This is a genomic window from Xanthomonas hortorum pv. cynarae (genome assembly GCF_002939985.1).
Classification (GTDB): Bacteria; Pseudomonadota; Gammaproteobacteria; order Xanthomonadales; family Xanthomonadaceae; genus Xanthomonas; species Xanthomonas hortorum_D.
The window spans coordinates 31,950-48,939 of record NZ_MDFM01000026.1 but is presented as its reverse complement, the minus strand read 5'-3'; the positions used below and the strand labels follow the sequence as shown (position 1 = coordinate 48,939).

The 16,990-nt window shown below is 65.7% G+C and carries 12 protein-coding genes; all 12 read left to right on the top strand.

Annotation, left to right across the window (positions count from 1 at the left end; all coding sequences use genetic code 11):
* Nucleotides 1-83 precede the first annotated feature (83 nt).
* On the top strand, nt 84-1,595 hold the full coding sequence (locus tag XcyCFBP4188_RS16795; protein ID WP_104592481.1) for a JmjC domain-containing protein: 1,512 nt from the start codon (nt 84-86) through the stop codon (nt 1,593-1,595).
* Complete coding sequence (locus XcyCFBP4188_RS16790; protein WP_104592480.1) at nt 1,592-2,524, top strand: GNAT family N-acetyltransferase; 933 nt, start codon at nt 1,592-1,594, stop codon at nt 2,522-2,524. Before XcyCFBP4188_RS16795 ends, XcyCFBP4188_RS16790 begins: the two co-directional genes overlap by 4 nt.
* A gap of 181 nt (nt 2,525-2,705) precedes the next feature.
* Nucleotides 2,706-5,534, top strand: a complete 2,829-nt coding sequence (locus tag XcyCFBP4188_RS16785) for a 2-oxoglutarate dehydrogenase E1 component (protein ID WP_006448692.1) — start codon at nt 2,706-2,708, stop codon at nt 5,532-5,534.
* A gap of 42 nt (nt 5,535-5,576) precedes the next feature.
* Entirely contained in the window at nt 5,577-6,755 is a 1,179-nt protein-coding gene (gene sucB / locus XcyCFBP4188_RS16780) for a dihydrolipoyllysine-residue succinyltransferase (protein WP_104592479.1), read from the top strand.
* Between the two features lie 111 nt (nt 6,756-6,866).
* The gene (gene lpdA / locus XcyCFBP4188_RS16775; protein WP_104592478.1) at nt 6,867-8,309 is read left to right on the top strand and encodes a dihydrolipoyl dehydrogenase; all 1,443 of its coding nucleotides are present in this window, start codon (nt 6,867-6,869) and stop codon (nt 8,307-8,309) included.
* Nucleotides 8,310-8,524: 215 nt separating this feature from the next.
* Nucleotides 8,525-9,118, top strand: coding sequence for an LOG family protein (locus XcyCFBP4188_RS16770; protein ID WP_006449471.1), 594 nt, complete (start codon nt 8,525-8,527; stop codon nt 9,116-9,118).
* Nucleotides 9,119-9,249: 131 nt separating this feature from the next.
* Entirely contained in the window at nt 9,250-9,852 is a 603-nt protein-coding gene (locus XcyCFBP4188_RS16765) for an IMPACT family protein (protein ID WP_074057767.1), read from the top strand.
* The gene (locus XcyCFBP4188_RS16760; protein ID WP_006449469.1) at nt 9,849-11,618 is read left to right on the top strand and encodes an ABC transporter transmembrane domain-containing protein; all 1,770 of its coding nucleotides are present in this window, start codon (nt 9,849-9,851) and stop codon (nt 11,616-11,618) included. Before XcyCFBP4188_RS16765 ends, XcyCFBP4188_RS16760 begins: the two co-directional genes overlap by 4 nt.
* Nucleotides 11,619-11,734: 116 nt before the next feature.
* A complete protein-coding gene (locus XcyCFBP4188_RS16755; RefSeq protein ID WP_006449468.1) occupies nt 11,735-12,634 on the top strand; it encodes a hydrogen peroxide-inducible genes activator in 900 nt (299 codons plus the stop codon).
* Between the two features lie 88 nt (nt 12,635-12,722).
* Entirely contained in the window at nt 12,723-14,411 is a 1,689-nt protein-coding gene (locus XcyCFBP4188_RS16750; RefSeq protein ID WP_006449467.1) for an ATP-binding cassette domain-containing protein, read from the top strand.
* Nucleotides 14,395-15,480 carry an efflux RND transporter periplasmic adaptor subunit gene (locus tag XcyCFBP4188_RS16745; protein WP_095574623.1) on the top strand — a complete coding sequence of 362 codons (1,086 nt, stop codon included), beginning with the start codon at nt 14,395-14,397 and terminating at the stop codon, nt 15,478-15,480. The genes XcyCFBP4188_RS16750 and XcyCFBP4188_RS16745 overlap by 17 nt, the downstream gene beginning before the upstream one ends.
* Nucleotides 15,477-16,880, top strand: coding sequence for a TolC family protein (locus tag XcyCFBP4188_RS16740; protein WP_006449465.1), 1,404 nt, complete (start codon nt 15,477-15,479; stop codon nt 16,878-16,880). The genes XcyCFBP4188_RS16745 and XcyCFBP4188_RS16740 overlap by 4 nt, the downstream gene beginning before the upstream one ends.
* The last annotated feature ends 110 nt before the right edge of the window (nt 16,881-16,990 follow it).

Sequence of the window (16,990 nt, the reverse complement as noted above, 5' to 3'; positions counted from 1 at the left end):
GGCATCGCGCAGCGGGCTGGGCGACAATAGGCCACTTCGCCGGCCGCACAGCGCCGGCTTTTCCCAGTCGGACCCGTCACACCATGAAAAAGACCGCCGCAAAAAAGACCGTCGCCAGAAAGGGCGCGCCGCTGCCGTTCGAGATCCATGCCACCCGCGAGCAGCCGCTTGGCATGCCGGTCGAGCGCTTCCTGCGCAACTACTGGCACAAGCACCCGCTGCTGATCCGTAACGCGTTCCCGGACTTCCAGTCGCCGCTGCAGCCCGAAGATCTGGCCGGCCTGGCCTGCGAAGACGGCGTGCTGGCGCGACTGATCAGCCACGACCGCGCCACCGACGACTGGAATGTGCGCACCGGCCCGTTCCAGGAAACCGACTTCCCCGGCCTGCCCGATCACGACTGGACCTTGCTGGTGCAGGACGTGGACAAGTGGGACGCCGATGTGCGCACCTTGCTGGAGCAGTTCCGCTTTCTGCCGCGCTGGCGTATCGACGACATCATGATCAGCTTCGCCGCCACCGGTGGCTCGGTCGGTGCGCATGTCGACCATTACGACGTGTTCCTGCTGCAGGGCCAGGGCCACCGCCGCTGGCAGATCGACGCGCGTGCGCAACAGGGCCGCAAGGCCGCGCCGCTGGCGTTCCGCGACGATGTCGAGCTCAAGCTGCTCAGTACCTTCAAGCCCACCCACGATTGGGTGCTGGGCCCGGGCGACATGCTGTACCTGCCGCCGCTGGTGCCGCACCACGGCGTGGCCGAAGATGCCTGCCTGACCTTCTCCATCGGCACCCGCGCGCCGTCCTCGGCCGAGCTGATCGGCGACTATCTGGACACCTTGATCGCCGACGCCGACGAGGCCGTGCGCTATCAGGACGCAGACCTCAAGGTGCCGGCCGATCCGTACGAGATCGACGTTACCGCGATGAACCGCGTGGTCGAAGCGCTCAACGCGCTGCGCATGAACGACCCGGATCGCCTGGGTGACTGGTTCGGCCGCTTCATGACCACCTACCGCGCCTCCGGCGACGTGGTGCCGGCGCCAGAACCCATCCCGCGCGAGGCGGTCGAGCAGGCGCTGGAAGAAGGCGTGTTGCTGCATCGCCACCCCTGGTCGCGACTGGCCTGGCGGCGTGCCAAGCGTGGCGCCACGCTGTTCTGCAGCGGGCTGGAATTTGCGTTGTCGGCCAAGGACGCCGCGCGCCTGGCCGCCGCCGAAGAAATCGACGGCGCGCTGTATGCGCAGTTGTCGGTGCGCGGCCGCGAGGTGGTGCTGGAACTGCTTGCGCAGGGCCATTACCAGCGCGCTCACGAGGAGAACGACGACGACTTCGAGGACATCGCCGACGACCAGGCACACGCACTGAGCCTGTCGGCCGACCACCACGATGCCGAGCCCGACACGCAGGATGCAGACGATGAGATCGACGCCGAGGCCGACGTCGAGCAGGTCGCAGACGCCGCGGACGGCCCGGCCGAAGCCGGTGACGCCGGGCAAGGCGACGACGCCGCTCAGAACGGCGACAGCGACGACGCCGAGGCATCGGACGCTGGCGACGAGGCTGGCGACACCGACGCGTCGCCCAAGCGCGCATGAACCACCACGCCAGGCCGCAGACCGTCTCGCTGGATCCGGCGCTCGACGCCGCGGCCCTGCGTGCGCTGCGCCTGGCGTGCACCACCGGCACCGCTGGCACCACCAGCGATGCCGAATGGGACGCACTGGATCCCCTCAGCCTGCAATTGGCCATGCGCACCGACGACGGCCAACTGATCGCTGCGGTGCGGCTCACACCCGACCGACGCATCGACCGGCTAGGCGTGCTACCCGACTGGCGCCGCCGTGGCATTGCCGACCAAGTGCTCGCCGCCGCAGTGGACACCGCCCGCCAACGCGGCTGGCCCAGCCTGAGCGCACACGTCAACGCACATGCCGAAGCGGTGTTCGCACGTCTCGGTTTTCTGCCCGAAGCCCCCCCCGAACTTCGTCCTGATCGCGCCTTCGATACGGAGGGCGCAGCAGGCACTGCCCTGCACCGCCGCCTCGACGGCCCGATGGCAGTCGAGAATCTGAGCGCAGCCCTGGCTGCCACCACCGGCCTGCTGTGCGCGGCGCGCCGTCAGGTGCTGATCTATACGCGCGCACTGGATCCGCCGCTGTTCGACAACGCTGCGGCACTCGATGCGCTGCGTCGCTTCGCCACAGCCCGGCATGACAAACGCGTGCATGTACTGGTGCAGGACACCGCAAGCGCCAACGCCAGTGGCAGCGCGCTGTTGCGGCTGGCCCAGCGCCTGCCCAGCGTGTTTCGCTTCCGTGCGGTCAGCGATCCGGTCGATGGCAGCTACGCGTCGGCCTATGTGGTGGGCGATGACGCCTACTACTTTCGTCCAACAGGGCATCGCTTCGACGACGGCGAAACCTGGCTGTCGGGCGCCGCGCGCAGTCGTCAGCTGGAGCGCGAATTCGCGCAGATATGGGAGCGCAGCGCGCTTTGGAGCGAACCGCGCGCGCTCGGCATCTGACACCGCAGCGCCCTTCGCACGTAGGTGCGAGGCCGGTCGACCTACCCGTCCGGTCAGCTCGCAGACGCCCTGTCATTAGCGCAAGGGGGTATAATTTTTCGAGATTTGATACCGACCGATAGGGCATCTTGCCCTGCCGCTTCCGCACAATCTCCCCTCACAGCAGACCCGACTTACCATCGTGGATAATCTCCTAAAGCAGTTCGCGCAGTCATCGCAGCTCGCCGGCGGCAACGCCGCCTACATCGAGGATCTATACGAGCAGTACCTCGTCGCCCCGGACAGTGTCGATCCGAAGTGGAAGAGCTATTTCGACGACTTCAAAGGTCGCGATGCCGGGGATGTGCCGCACTCGGCCGCCATCGCCCACATCCTCACTGCCTCCAAGCAGGCAGCCAATGCCGGAACCGGCGCGGGTGCCAGTGACGAGCGCGAGCGCAACGTCGGCCGCCTGATCACTGCCTACCGTGCGCGTGGTCACCTCGGCGCGCAGCTCGACCCGCTCGGCCTCACCCCGCCGGTCAATCCGCCCGATCTGGATCTGCCGTTCCATAGCCTCTCGCAGGCGGACATGGACAGCGAATTCAGCACCGGCGGTGTCGGTGGTCAGCCGCGGATGAAGCTGAAGGACCTGCTGGCCCGCCTGAAGGCGACCTACGCCAGCACCATCGGCGCGGAATTCATGCACATCCAGGAATTCGACCAGCGCCAGTGGATCTACAAGCGCCTGGAAGATGCCGGCGGCAAGATCGCCGGCGACGCGGCCAGCCGCAAGCGCACGCTGGAGCGGCTCACCGCCGCCGAAGGCCTGGAGCGCTACCTGCACACCAAGTACGTCGGTCAGAAGCGTTTCTCGCTGGAAGGCGGCGATGCGCTGATCCCGATGATGGACGAGATCATCCGCCAGTCCGGCAACGATCAGGTCAAGGACATCGTGATCGGCATGGCCCATCGCGGCCGCCTCAACGTACTGGTCAATACGCTGGGCAAGAACCCGCGCAAGCTGTTCGACGAGTTCGAAGGCAAGTTCGAGCACGCCCACGACGACCGCGCCCACACCGGCGACGTCAAGTACCACATGGGCTTCTCGGCCGACATCGCCGTTGGGACCGACAAGCAGGTGCATCTGGCGCTGGCGTTCAATCCCTCGCATCTGGAAATCGTCGACCCGGTCGTGGTCGGCAGCGTGCGTTCGCGTCAGGAGCGCTTCGGCGATGCCGAGCGCAAGACCGTGCTGCCGATCCTGATCCACGGCGATGCGGCATTCGCCGGCCAGGGCGTGGTGATGGAGTTGTTCCAGATGTCGCAGGCGCGCGGTTTCGCTGTTGGCGGCACCGTGCACATCGTCATCAACAACCAGATTGGCTTCACGACCAGCGCCCGCGACGACGCCCGTTCCACGCTGTACTGCACCGACGTGGCCAAGATGATCGGCGCGCCGGTCTTCCATGTGAACGGCGACGACCCGGACGCGGTGATGTTCGTGTCCAAGCTGGCCTATGAATTCCGCCAGCAGTTCAAGAAGGACGTGGTCATCGACCTGGTCTGCTACCGCCGCTGGGGCCATAACGAGGCCGACGAACCGGCAGCGACCCAGCCGGTGATGTACCAGACCATCCGCAAGCACAAGACCACCCGCGAGCTGTACGCCAACAAGCTGGAAAGCGACGGCGTGCTGAGCGCCGACGAAGCCAAGGCGCTGGTCGACGGTTACCGCAACAAGCTCGATTCGGGCGAATACACCACCGAACTGGCCACGCGCAAGCCGGACGAATTCGCCATCGACTGGTCCAAGTATCTGGTCGGCACCGCTGCCGATCCGGTCGATACTCGCGTCAAGCGCGAGCAGCTGGACCGCCTGGCCAAGCTGATCACCACCATTCCGGAAGGCGTGGAGCTGCACGCACGTGTGGCCAAGATCTACGACGATCGCGTCAAGATGGCCGCCGGCCAGCAGGCCGGCGACTGGGGCTTTGCCGAAAACCTGGCCTACGCCACCTTGCTGGCCGAAGGCCACAAGCTGCGTCTGGTCGGCCAGGACGCCGGTCGCGGCACGTTCTTCCACCGTCACGCGATCCTGCATGACCAGAAGAACGACAACTACTACCTGCCGCTGCGTCAGCTGGTCGAAAACCCGGAAGACGCCACCATCATCGATTCGCTGCTCAGCGAAGAAGCGGTGATGGGCTTCGAGTACGGCTACTCCACCACCGACCCGAACGCGCTGTGCATCTGGGAAGCGCAGTTCGGCGACTTCGCCAATGGCGCGCAGGTGGTGATCGACCAGTTCATCGCCGCCGGCGAGGCCAAGTGGGGCCGCATCGCAGGCCTGTCGCTGTTCTTGCCGCACGGCTACGAAGGCCAGGGCCCGGAGCACAGCTCCGCGCGTCTGGAGCGCTTCCTGCAGCTGTGCGCGCTGGAAAACATGCTGGTGTGCGTGCCGACCACCCCGGCGCAGTGCTTCCACATGATCCGCCGGCAGATGCGCATGACCACCCGCAAGCCGCTGGTGGTGATGACGCCCAAGTCGCTGCTGCGCCACAAGCTGGCGGTGTCGAGCCTGGAAGAACTGGCCGAGGGCGAGTTCCAGCATCTGATCCCCGATGCCAAGGCCGATGCCGGCAAGGTCAAGCGCGTGGTGCTGTGCTCGGGCAAGGTCTATTACGACCTGCTCGAAGACCAGACCAAGCGCGATCAGGACGACGTGGCCATCCTGCGCGTGGAGCAGCTGTATCCGTTCCCGCGTGCGCAGCTGGCCGCCGAGCTCAAGGCCTATGCCAACGCCACCGATGTGGTGTGGTGTCAGGAAGAACCGCAGAACCAGGGTGCGTGGTACCAGATTCGCCACCATCTGAACTTCTGCCTGACCGGCGCCCAGAGCCTGCATTACGCTGGCCGTGCCCGCTCGCCCTCGCCTGCCGCCGGCCACATGGCCGACCACATCGTCGAACAGCAGAAGCTGGTCGCCGATGCGCTCCTCAATCCGTTCAACGACCAAGTCGCTGAATAACTCCTCTTCCCCAAAGAACGCACACACTAGGACGCTCCCCGAATGGCCACCGAAGTCAAAGTTCCGGTACTGCCCGAATCCGTTTCCGACGCCACCATCGCCAGCTGGCACAAGAAGGCCGGCGAAGCGGTCAAGCGCGACGAGAATCTGGTCGACCTGGAAACCGACAAGGTCGTGTTGGAAGTTCCTTCGCCCGTCGACGGCGTGCTGAAGGAAATCAAGTTCGAAGCCGGCAGCACGGTCACCAGCAACCAGATCCTGGCAATCATCGAAGAAGGCGCGGTGGCTGCGGCCGCACCGGCCGACGAGAAGAAGGCCGAGGCACCGGCGCCTGCCGCCGCTGCACCTGCAGCTGCGTCCAAGTCGTCTGCCGATGCCCTGCCCCCGGGTGCGCGTTTTGCCGCGATCACCCAGGGCGTGGACCCGGCGCAGGTCGACGGCACCGGCCGTCGCGGCGCGGTGACCAAGGAAGACATCGTCAACTTCGCCAAGGCCGGCGGCGTGGGCAAGGCCTCTGGCGCCCGTCCAGAAGAGCGCGTGGCGATGACCCGCGTGCGCAAGACCATCGCCAAGCGCCTGATGGAGTCCAAGAACTCCACCGCGATGCTGACCACCTTCAACGAGGTCAATCTCGCCAAGGTGTCGGCCGCGCGCAAGGAACTGCAGGACGAATTCCAGAAGGCGCACGGCATCAAGCTCGGTTTCATGAGCTTCTTCGTCAAGGCCGCTGCCAACGCGCTGCAGCGCTTCCCGCTGGTCAATGCCTCGATCGACGGCGATGACATCATCTATCACGGTTACAGCGACATCTCGATTGCGGTGTCGACCGAGAAGGGCCTGGTCACGCCGGTGCTGCGTAACGTCGAGCGCCAGTCGTTCGCTGACGTCGAACAGGGCATCGCCGACTACGCCGCCAAGGCGCGCGCCGGCAAGCTGGGCCTGGACGACCTGCAGGGCGGCACCTTCACCATCACCAACGGCGGCACCTTCGGCTCGCTGCTGTCCACCCCGATCATCAACCCGCCGCAGAGCGCCATCCTGGGCATGCACGCGATCAAGGAACGTCCGATCGCCGAGAACGGCCAGGTCGTGATCGCGCCGATGATGTATCTGGCGCTGTCCTACGACCACCGCATCATCGACGGCAAGGATTCGGTGCAGTTCCTGGTGGACATCAAGAACCAGCTGGAAAACCCGGGCCGGATGTTGTTCGGCCTGTGATGAAAGCCGGGATTGGGGATTCGGGATTGGGGATTGGCGAGAGCCGCCCCTTCCCGAGCGTCCCGCTTTTACGAATCCCCAATCCCCAATTCCCAATCTCGTGAGCGAAGAATGAGCGAACAAGAACAATTCGACGTCGTCGTCATCGGTGCCGGTCCGGCCGGTTATCACGCCGCCATCCGCGCGGCCCAGCTGGGCATGAAGGTCGCCTGCATCGACGCGGCTATCGGTAAAGACGGCAAGCCGGCGCTAGGCGGTACCTGCCTGCGCGTGGGCTGCATTCCGTCCAAGGCGCTGCTGGATTCCTCGCGCCAGTTCTGGAACATGGGCCATCTGTTCGGAGACCACGGCATCAGCTTCAACGACGCCAAGATGGACGTGCCCACCATGATCGGCCGCAAGGACAAGATCGTGAAGCAGTTCACCGGCGGCATCGCGATGCTGTTCAAGGCGAACAAGATCACCCCGTACTACGGCTTCGGCCAGCTGCTGCCGGGCAACATCGTCAAGGTCGCCCAGCACGAAGGCGGCGAGATCGAGCTCAAGGGCACCAACGTGATCCTGGCGCCGGGCTCGGAGTCGATCGAGCTGCCGTTCGCCAAGTTCGAAGGCGACACCATCGTCGACAACGTCGGCGGCCTGGACTTCACCGCCGTGCCCAAGCGCATGGCCGTGATCGGCGCCGGCGTGATCGGCCTGGAACTGGGCAGCGTGTGGAAGCGTCTGGGCGCCGAGGTCACCATCCTCGAAGCGCTGCCGGACTTCCTGGCGCTGGCCGATGCAGAGGTCGCCAAGACCGCCTTGAAGGAATTCAAGAAGCAGGGCCTGGACATCAAGCTCGGCGCCAAAGTCAGCAAGACCGAAATCACCGGCAGCGGCGATGCCAAGCAGGTGGTGGTCAGCTACACCGACGCCGCTGGCGAGCAGACCCTGACCGTGGACAAGCTGCTGGTCGCCGTGGGCCGCAAGGCCGCGACCAAGAACCTGTTGGCCGAGGGCACCGGCGTCAAGCTCAACGAGCGTGGCCAGATCGAAGTGGACGCGCATTGCCACACCGGTGTGGATGGCGTGTGGGCGGTCGGCGACTGCGTGCGCGGCCCGATGCTGGCGCACAAGGGCTTCGAGGAAGGCATTGCGGTGGCCGAACTGATCGCCGGCCTGCCCGGTCACGTCAACTTCGACACCATTCCGTGGGTCATCTACACCGAGCCGGAGATTGCCTGGGTCGGCAAGACCGAGCAGCAGTTGAAGGCCGAGGGCGTCGCCTACAAGGCCGGCAGCTTCCCGTTCGCGGCGATCGGCCGTGCGGTGGCCATGGGCGAGCCGGCCGGCTTCGTCAAGGTGATTGCCGATGCCGAAACCGATCGCGTGCTGGGCATGCACCTGGTGGGCGTGGGCGTCTCCGAACTGGTGCACGAAGGTGTGCTGACGATGGAATTCAACGGCTCGGCCGACGATCTGGCCCGCATCTGCCACGCGCATCCGACGCTGTCCGAAGCGATCCACGATGCCGCGATGGCCGTGAGCAAGCGCGCGATTCATAAGGCGAACTGATCGGGAGTGGTGGATTCGGGATTGGGGATTCGCGAAGGCGGCTCCCGGTCACGACCCCTTCCGGCAATGACATGGCGCCGGGTGAAAACCCGGCGTTATGTTTTTCAAGCCTGGCAAGAACTTCAGACACATCAGCGCGGGCTCTGCCGACAGCACCATGTGCAATCAGCACCGCCTGCGCTTTTACCAATCCCCAATCCCAACTTCCGAATCCCATGAAATCCATCTGCGTCTACTGCGGTTCCAATGCCGGCAACAAACCCGCCTATGCCGAGCGCGCCACTGCGCTGGGTCAGCGCATCGCCGAGCAGGGCTTGCGCCTGGTCTATGGCGGCGGCAACGTCGGCTTGATGGGCACGGTGGCAAATGCGGTGCTGGCGGCCGGCGGCGAAGTCACCGGGGTGATTCCGCAGCAGCTGGCCGATTGGGAAGTGGCCCATCGCGGGCTGACTACGCTGGAAATCGTCGGCTCCATGCACGAGCGCAAGATGCGCATGTTCGAGCTGTCCGATGCCTTCGTCGCCCTGCCCGGCGGCTTCGGCACCATGGAAGAGATCTTCGAGATGCTGACCTGGCGCCAGCTGGGCATCGGCAACAAGCCCTGTGCATTCCTGGATATCGAGGGCTTTTACGCACCGCTGATCGGCATGATCGATCGCATGGTGGAAGAGCGCTTCCTGCATCCGGACCAGCGCACCGACCTGTGGTACGGCAACGATCTGGCGCAGATGCTGGAGTGGATGCAGCACTACACGCCGGCGCAGGCATCCAAGTGGATCGACGAGAAGCGCCGCTCCACACTGGTGTAATCGACTGCTGTCCTTGACCGATGTGATCGGGCCGCACGAGGTGCCTCGTGCAACCGCCTGTACGCGCAAGCTGCCAGCTTGCAACCGTAGTCACACTGACCGCAGCGATAGGCATCACCGGCTCGCATAGAATGGCGACGATGCTCGATACCCTCGCCGCTGACGCGCACCACAGCCTGGACATCAAGCACAGTCGCTTTCTGGCCAACGCTGCTCCATTGGACGCTCCCGCGCATGCGCTGGAGATCGTGCAGCGCGTGTCTGTTGCAGATGCTACCCACAACTGCTGGGCGTACCGGTTTGGGCAGGAGTATCGCTCCAGCGACGACGGCGAACCCAGCGGCACTGCCGGGCGGCCGATCCTGGCCGCCATTGATGGCCAGGGCTTTGATCGCGTGGTGGTGGTGGTCACGCGTTGGTACGGCGGCATCAAGCTGGGCGCCGGTGGGCTGGTACGTGCCTACGGCGGCGCGGCGGCCGAATGCCTGCGGCTGGCGACACGACAGCCATTGATCGCGTTGTCGCTGCTCGACCTGCAGTGCCAGTTCGATGACCTGGGCCTGGTGCATGCCGCACTGAGCGCGTTCCATGCCGACAAGCTGGATGAACATTTCGACGCCAATGGCGCCGCGCTACGTGTGCAATTGCCTGCCGATCAACTGGCCGGCTTGAAAACCCGCCTGTGCGACGCCACTCGCAACCGTGTCCACCTCTCAACACCGGAAGCCGCATGAACCAGCCAGCCGCCGCCAGGCCCAACCCATTGCGGAAGCTCGGCAGCCTGCGCACCTTGTGGCCGTTCGTACAACGCCAGCGTGGGTTGTTCGCCGCCTGGCTGATCGCGCTGGCAGTGTCTTCGGCCGCCACGCTGAGCCTGCCGGCAGCGGTCAAGCAGATGATCGACCACGGTTTCTCCGGCGGTTCGCAGATCAATCAGGCCTTCGCGCTGTTGTTTGCAGTGGCGGTGGTGCTGGCACTGGCCACGGCCGCGCGCTTTTACTTCGTTGCGTTGCTGGGCGAAAAAGTCGTCGCCGATCTGCGTGGCCGGTTGTACGCGCATCTGATCGGGCTGGATGCCGGCTTTCATGATCGCAGCCGCAGCGGCGAATTGGTCTCGCGCCTGTCGGCCGACAGCGAGCTGCTGCGCGGGGTGATCGGCACCACCATGTCGGTAGCCTTGCGCAGCTCGGTGACGGTGATCGGCAGCATGGTGATGCTGTTCGTCACCAGCCCGCGGCTGGCCGGGTTCACACTGATCGGCATCCCGCTGGCGGTGCTGCCGATCGTGCTGGGCGCACGCCGCCTGCAGAAGATCTCACGCGCCAGCCAGGACCGTGTGGCCGACGCCAACACGCTGGCCGCCGAAACGCTGGGCGCGGTGCGCACCGTGCAGGCGCATGCGCGCGAGGGCTACGAAAGCCACCGTTTCAGCCAGGCCTTGTTGGCAGCGATCGAGACCGCGCGGCTGCGCATCCGTACCCAGGCCACCGTCACTGCGGTGGCGATCATGCTGATCTTCGGCGCGATCGTCGGGGTGCTGTGGCTGGGTGCGCACGATGTGATCGGCGGGCGCATGACGCCCGGTACGCTGGGGCAATTCGTGTTGTACGCGTTGATCGGCGGTGGTTCGGTCGGCGCATTGGCCGAGGTCTGGAACGAGTTGCAGCGCGCGGCCGGCGGCATGGGCCGCGTTGGCGAATTGCTCGACGAGCAACCGGCCATCGTCGCGCCGGCCACGCCGCAGCCATTGCCGCAGCCGCTGCGCGGTGCGATCCATTTCGATCAGGTGGTGTTTCATTATCCGCAGCGCCCCGATGCGCCTGCCCTGGATCACTTCGATCTGCATGTCCTTCCGGGCGAAACCGTGGCGCTGGTCGGGCCCTCCGGCGCCGGCAAGAGCACGGTGCTGTCGATGTTGCTGCGTTTCCACGACCCGGTCAGCGGCAAGCTGCGCATCGACGATGTGGATCTGCGCGACACCGATCCGGTGCTGCTGCGCGAACGCATTGCCTTGGTGCCGCAGCAACCCACCCTGTTTGCCGCCAGCGCTGCCGACAACATCCGTTATGGGCGCCTGGAAGCGAGCGATGCGCAAGTGGAAGCCGCTGCCGTTGCCGCCGAAGCCGATGTCTTCATCCGCGCCCTGCCGCAGGGCTATGCCAGCGAACTGGGCGAACGCGGCGCACGCCTGTCCGGCGGCCAGCAGCAGCGTGTGGCGATTGCGCGTGCATTGCTCAAGGACGCGCCGATCCTGCTGCTGGACGAGGCCACCAGCGCACTGGACGCGCAGAGCGAGCGTGCCGTGCAGCAGGCGCTGGACCGGCTGATGGAAGGCCGCACCACGCTGGTCATCGCCCATCGCCTGGCCACCGTGCTCAAGGCCGACCGCATCGTGGTGATGGATGCCGGCCGCATCGTCGCACAGGGCACGCATGCGCAATTGATTGCCGAAGGCGGCCTGTATGCAGAATTGGCGCGGCTGCAGTTCATCGATCAGTGACGCCTGGATGCGCTGTTGCCTGAGTGACATGGCGGTACGTTTCGCTCACCGGCGCATTGCCGGTGGTGCGCTCCGAGCACTCCCGAAGTAACGCTGTGACGGTAACGAAGTGACGCATGCCCCGCCCTAGAACCACCATCCGCCAGCTCAGTTATTTCGTCGCGCTCGCCGACACCGGAAGCTTCACCCGCGCCGCCGAGCAGATGGGTGTGTCGCAACCCTCGCTGTCGCAGCAGATTCGCGCCTTCGAAACCATCATCGGTGCAGCACTGTTCGAACGCGGCGTACCGGCGATCCTGACGCCGCTGGGACGCGATCTGCTCGACCGCGCGCGCAGCATCCTGCTCGACATCACCGACCTGGAAGAAGTGCGCGCCACCTCGGCCGACACGCTGATCGGCACCATCCGGCTCGGCGTGTCGCCCACGCTCGGCGCGTACCTGATGCCGAGCCTGGTCGCGCGCCTGCACCGCGAGCACCCGGCGCTGCGCGTGCATGTGCGCGAAGGCTTGCCGACGGTGCTGGCCGCAGGCCTGGCCAGCGGTCTGCATGACGTGATCCTTGCGCAATTGCCGGTCGCCGGGCGCGGCCTGCATAGCGAGCGGCTATTCCGCGAACCGCTGCACGTGACCATGGCCGCAGATCACCCGTTGCGTGCCAAAACCTTCATCACACCAGCCGATCTGCGCGGCGCCAACCTGCTGACCCTGATGCCGGAATACCGCCTGGCCGAACAGATTGCCGCGATTGCCATGGACGTCGGCGCCACTGTCCTGCGCGATTACGAAGGCACCAGCCTGGATGCGATCCGTCAGATGGCCGGGATGGGCATGGGTCTTGCACTATTGCCAGACCTGTATGTGCGCCAGGAAATCCGCGAGGGCGACGACGTCGTCGTTCGGCCGATCAAAGGCGGACGCTACTATAGGGAGATCGGGCTGTTGTGGCGGCAAGGCGCAGGACGCGCGCCGGCCTTCGGGTTGATCGCCGATCTCCTGCGTGCGGTGGCCGCATAGGAAAATCCTATGCGTCGAATAAGCGCTGCGGCCTTGTTCGTTACCTGCAACTCGTCAATGCTTCATTGAACTCATTAACGGAAATCGAATGGCGGGCAAGCAGATCGGATGGCGGGAAGCGGGAGCCTGGCTGGCGGAGATCGTCGGGCCGGACATGCCGTATGTGCGTCTGGCCATGGTGTACGGCGTGGCGATCAGCCTGCTGTCGCTGGCCACGCCGATCTCGGTGCAGTTGCTGATCAACAGCGTGGCCAACACCGCGCTGCCCGCGCCGCTGTGGACGCTGTCGAGCCTGCTGCTGGGGCTGTTGCTGCTGGTGGCCGGCCTGAGCGCGATGCGGGTGTGGGTCATGGCGCTGTTCGAGCGCCGCCTGTTCGCACGCGTGGTGTCGGAAATCACGGTGCGCGCGGTGCATGCGCAAAATCCGTTCTTCGCCGATCAGAACCGCGGCGACATGTTCAATCGTTACTTCGATCTGGTGGTGGTGCAGAAAGCCGTGCCGAGCCTGGCGATCGGCGCCTTCACCATCGTGCTGCAATCGGCGGTCGGGCTGATACTCACCAGCTTCTATCACCCGTTCTTTCTCGGTTTCAACGCATTGCTGTTGTTGGTCATCTTCGGCATCTGGATGATCTGGTCGCGCGGTTCGATCCGCACCGCGGTCGATCTGAGCCATGCCAAGCACGAGGCCGCACGCTGGCTGGAAAGTGTCGGCGGCTCGAACGGTTTCTATAAATCCAGCCGCCATCTCAATTTCGCGATGGACCGCTCCGAAGCCGTCACTGCAGCGTATGTCGACCGGCACCGGCGCCATTTCCGCTACAGCTTCACGCAGACGGTGGCGTTTTTGCTGGTGTACGCGGTGGCCAGCGCGGCGTTGCTGGCGCTGGGCGGCAACCTGATCCTGCGCGGCGAGCTGTCGATCGGCCAGCTGGTCGCCGCCGAACTGATCCTCAGCGCGGTCTTCTACGGCATCTCGCAACTCGGTGGCTATCTGGACGCGTTTTACGACCTGGTGGCCAGCTCGGAAGAGCTGTCGCTGCTGTTTGCGATCCCGCAGGAACGCGCCGTGGTCGCGCGTGGCAAAACGCCCGGCAACAGCGCGGTGCGCCTGGATGGTGTGGTGATCGACGGCGCACGTTTCGATTTTTCGCTGGCCGCCGGCGAGCAGCTGGTGACGATCGCCGATGGCGGTGCGGAGCGGCTGCTGGCGATGATCCTCAAGCGCCACGTGGTGCCCGATCGCGGGCTGGTGATGGTGGGCGGCGCAGACATGGCCACCTTCGACATGTATCTGCTGCGCTCGGAAGTGACGGTGCTCGACCGGCCGACCATTGTCGAGGTCACCATTCGCGAATATCTGGCGCTGGCATCGGCCGATGTAACCTCCGAAGCGATGCTGGAAGCGATCGATGCGGTGGGGCTGCGCAGCCGCATCGCCGCACTTCCGCACGGTCTGGATACGCGCCTGGCCGCATCGGGCTACCCGTTGTGGATCGGCGAAGTGATGGCGTTGAAGCTGGCCAACGCGCTGCTGGTGCGCCCGCGCGTGCTGATGCTGGCGCAGTTGTACGATCTGATTCCCGCTGATCGGCTGACCGATGTCTTGCGTCGCCTGAAAGAGGCCGGCACCACGGTGCTGCTGTGCACCGGCCGGCCGGAAGACATCACCCTGGATGGCTGGTTCCACCTGCAGCCGGAGCGGCAGCAGCGCTTTGCCACGCGCGCCGAATTGATCGCATCGACGCAGGAGGCGAACGATGCAGCACGCTCCTGATCGCAACACGCACTTCCCCACCCTGGCGGCGATGCGCCCACCCAGCATCGCCAAGGCGCTGGCGTGGATGCTGCTGATCGGCATTGCCATTGCCAGCGCGATCCTGGCGCTGGCGCCATGGGTGCAGACCGCCAGCGGCAAGGGCCAGGTGGTGGCGCTGGATCCGGGCGACCGCCAGCAACAGGTCACGGCCTTCGTGCCCGGCCGGGTCGAGCGTTGGTATGTGCACGACGGCCAGCATGTCTCGCGCGGCGATCCGATCGCGCGCGTCGGCGATCTGGATCCGGACCTGCTTACTCGCCTGGCCAGCGAACGTGCGCAGGTGCAGGCCGAAATCGCCGCGATCCAGCAATCGCGCGCGGTTGCCAGCATCGACGTGGCACGTAGCAGGCAATTGCTTGCCGAAGGGCTGGCCGGCCGCCGCGACTTCGAGCTGACCCAGATCAAGGTCGCCGAGGCCGACGCCAAGCTGGCCGAATCGCGCGCCAAGCTGACCCGTATCGACATCCAGTTGAACCGCCAGTCTGCGCAGTTGGTGCGCGCACCGCGCGACGGCCGCGTGCAGCAGCTCAACGCCGCCAGCGGCAGCGCGATGGTCTCGCCCGGCACGGTGCTGGCGGTGATCGCGCCGGAGCGGGTGGAGCGCGCGGTCGAGCTGTACATCGACGGCCGCGACGTGCCGCTGATCCGCCCAGGCCGCCCGGTGCGGCTGGAGTTCGAAGGCTGGCCGGCGATCCAGTTCAGCGGCTGGCCGTCGGTGGCGCATGGCATGTTCGACGGCCGCGTGCGCGCGATCGACCCCAACGCCGCGCCCGATGGCTTGTTCCGCATCCTGGTCGAACCGCAGCCGGGCAAGCCCGCCTGGCCGGCGCAGGAATTCGCCCGCCAGGGCGGCAAGGTGCGCGGCTGGGTGCAGGGCGAAACGGTGAAGGTGGGCTACGAACTGTGGCGCCAGCTCAACAACTTCCCGCTGGAATTCGGCCGGCGCCCGGCAGCGGCGACCCAGGATGAGGGCAAAGCCAAACCGGCAGCGTCCAAGGCCGAAGACGACGAGACCGGCAAAAAATGATCTGCCGTCTTGTCTTCTTGCTGATCGCGCTCGCGCCGGGCGCGGCGGCGGCCCAAACCACTGCGCTGACCCTGGACGAAGTGCTGCAGTCCTCGGCTCGCTCTGCGCCGCAGATTGTCGAATCGCTGGCCAAGGTCCGTCAGGCCGAAGGCAAGGGCATCTCGGCCGATGGCGCATTTGACACCGTGTTCGACATCGACGGCCGTTCGCGCGAGGCCGGCTACTACGACGGCAGCGCGGTCGAAAGCACGGTCAAGCGGCCGTTCGATAACAACGGCGGCTATTACTACGGTGGTTACCGCTCCTCGCGTGGTTCGTTCCCGGTCTACGAAGACAAGTCCTACACCGACCGCGGCGGCGAAGTGAAAGTGGGCGCGCTGTATGCGCTGCTGCGCGACCGCGTGGTCGATGAGCGCCGCACCAAGCGCAGCGTTGCCAGCGCCGATATCAATGTCGCCCAGTACGAAGCCGAAATGGTGGCCATTGGCGTGCAGCGACGCGCGGTGGACGCGTACCAGAGCTGGGTCGCGGCCGGCCTGAAACTGCGCGCGTACAACGACCTGCTGCAACTGGCCGAGCAACGCCGCAACGCGATTTCGCGGCAGGTGACGCTGGGCGCGCGGCCGACCATCCTGCTGACCGAAAACGACCAGAACCTGGTACGCCGACGTGCGCTTGTGGTGCGTTCGGAGCAGGACTTCGCCAATGCGGCCAATGCCTTGTCGCTGTATCTGCGCGACGACACCGGCATGCCGCTGATCGTCTCCAGCGAGCGCCTGCCGGCCGATACGTCCGCACTGGAAGGCCTGGCCGGCGCCAGCAAGATCACCGCACCGGTGGAGCGCCCGGATTACCGCGCCGTGCTGACCCGCATCGACCAGGCCACCGCGCGGCTGATGCTGGCGCAGAACGATCTCAAACCCCGCCTGGATGTGAGCCTGGAAGTCAGCAAGGATCTGGGCGAACCCGGCGTCGGCGGCCCGAACCGCTCGCCCACCGATGCCATCATCGGCTTCCGTTTCAGCGTGCCGCTGGAAAACCGTGCCGCCAAGGGCCGCGTTGCCGAAGCGCGCGCCGAGATCGAAGCGCTGGATCAACGCAGCCGTTACCTGCGCGACCAGATCTCGGTGGAGGTCGAGTCGGTGGTCATCTCGCTCAATGCAGCAGAGCGCCTGGCCAAGATCGCCGACGAAGAACGCAGCCTGGCCGATCGTCTCGCCGCGGCCGAGCGGCGCCGCTTCGAGCTTGGGTCGGGCGACTTCTTCCTGGTCAATCAGCGCGAAGAAACCGCCAACGATGCCCGTGTGCGTCTGATCGATGCTCAGGCGCGCATTGCCTCTGCGCGCGCCGAACTGGCGGCCGCGACGGCTGATCGGGATGCGTTGCAGCTGAGTCGTTGAGCCGGCGTCGTTCGAACTTTTCCGCATCGCGCAATGACGCCCGGGTAACACGCGCCTGCGCATGCTCGCCTCCACCGGCCCGGCGCCGGTCGTGCGGTCACCGGTGATTC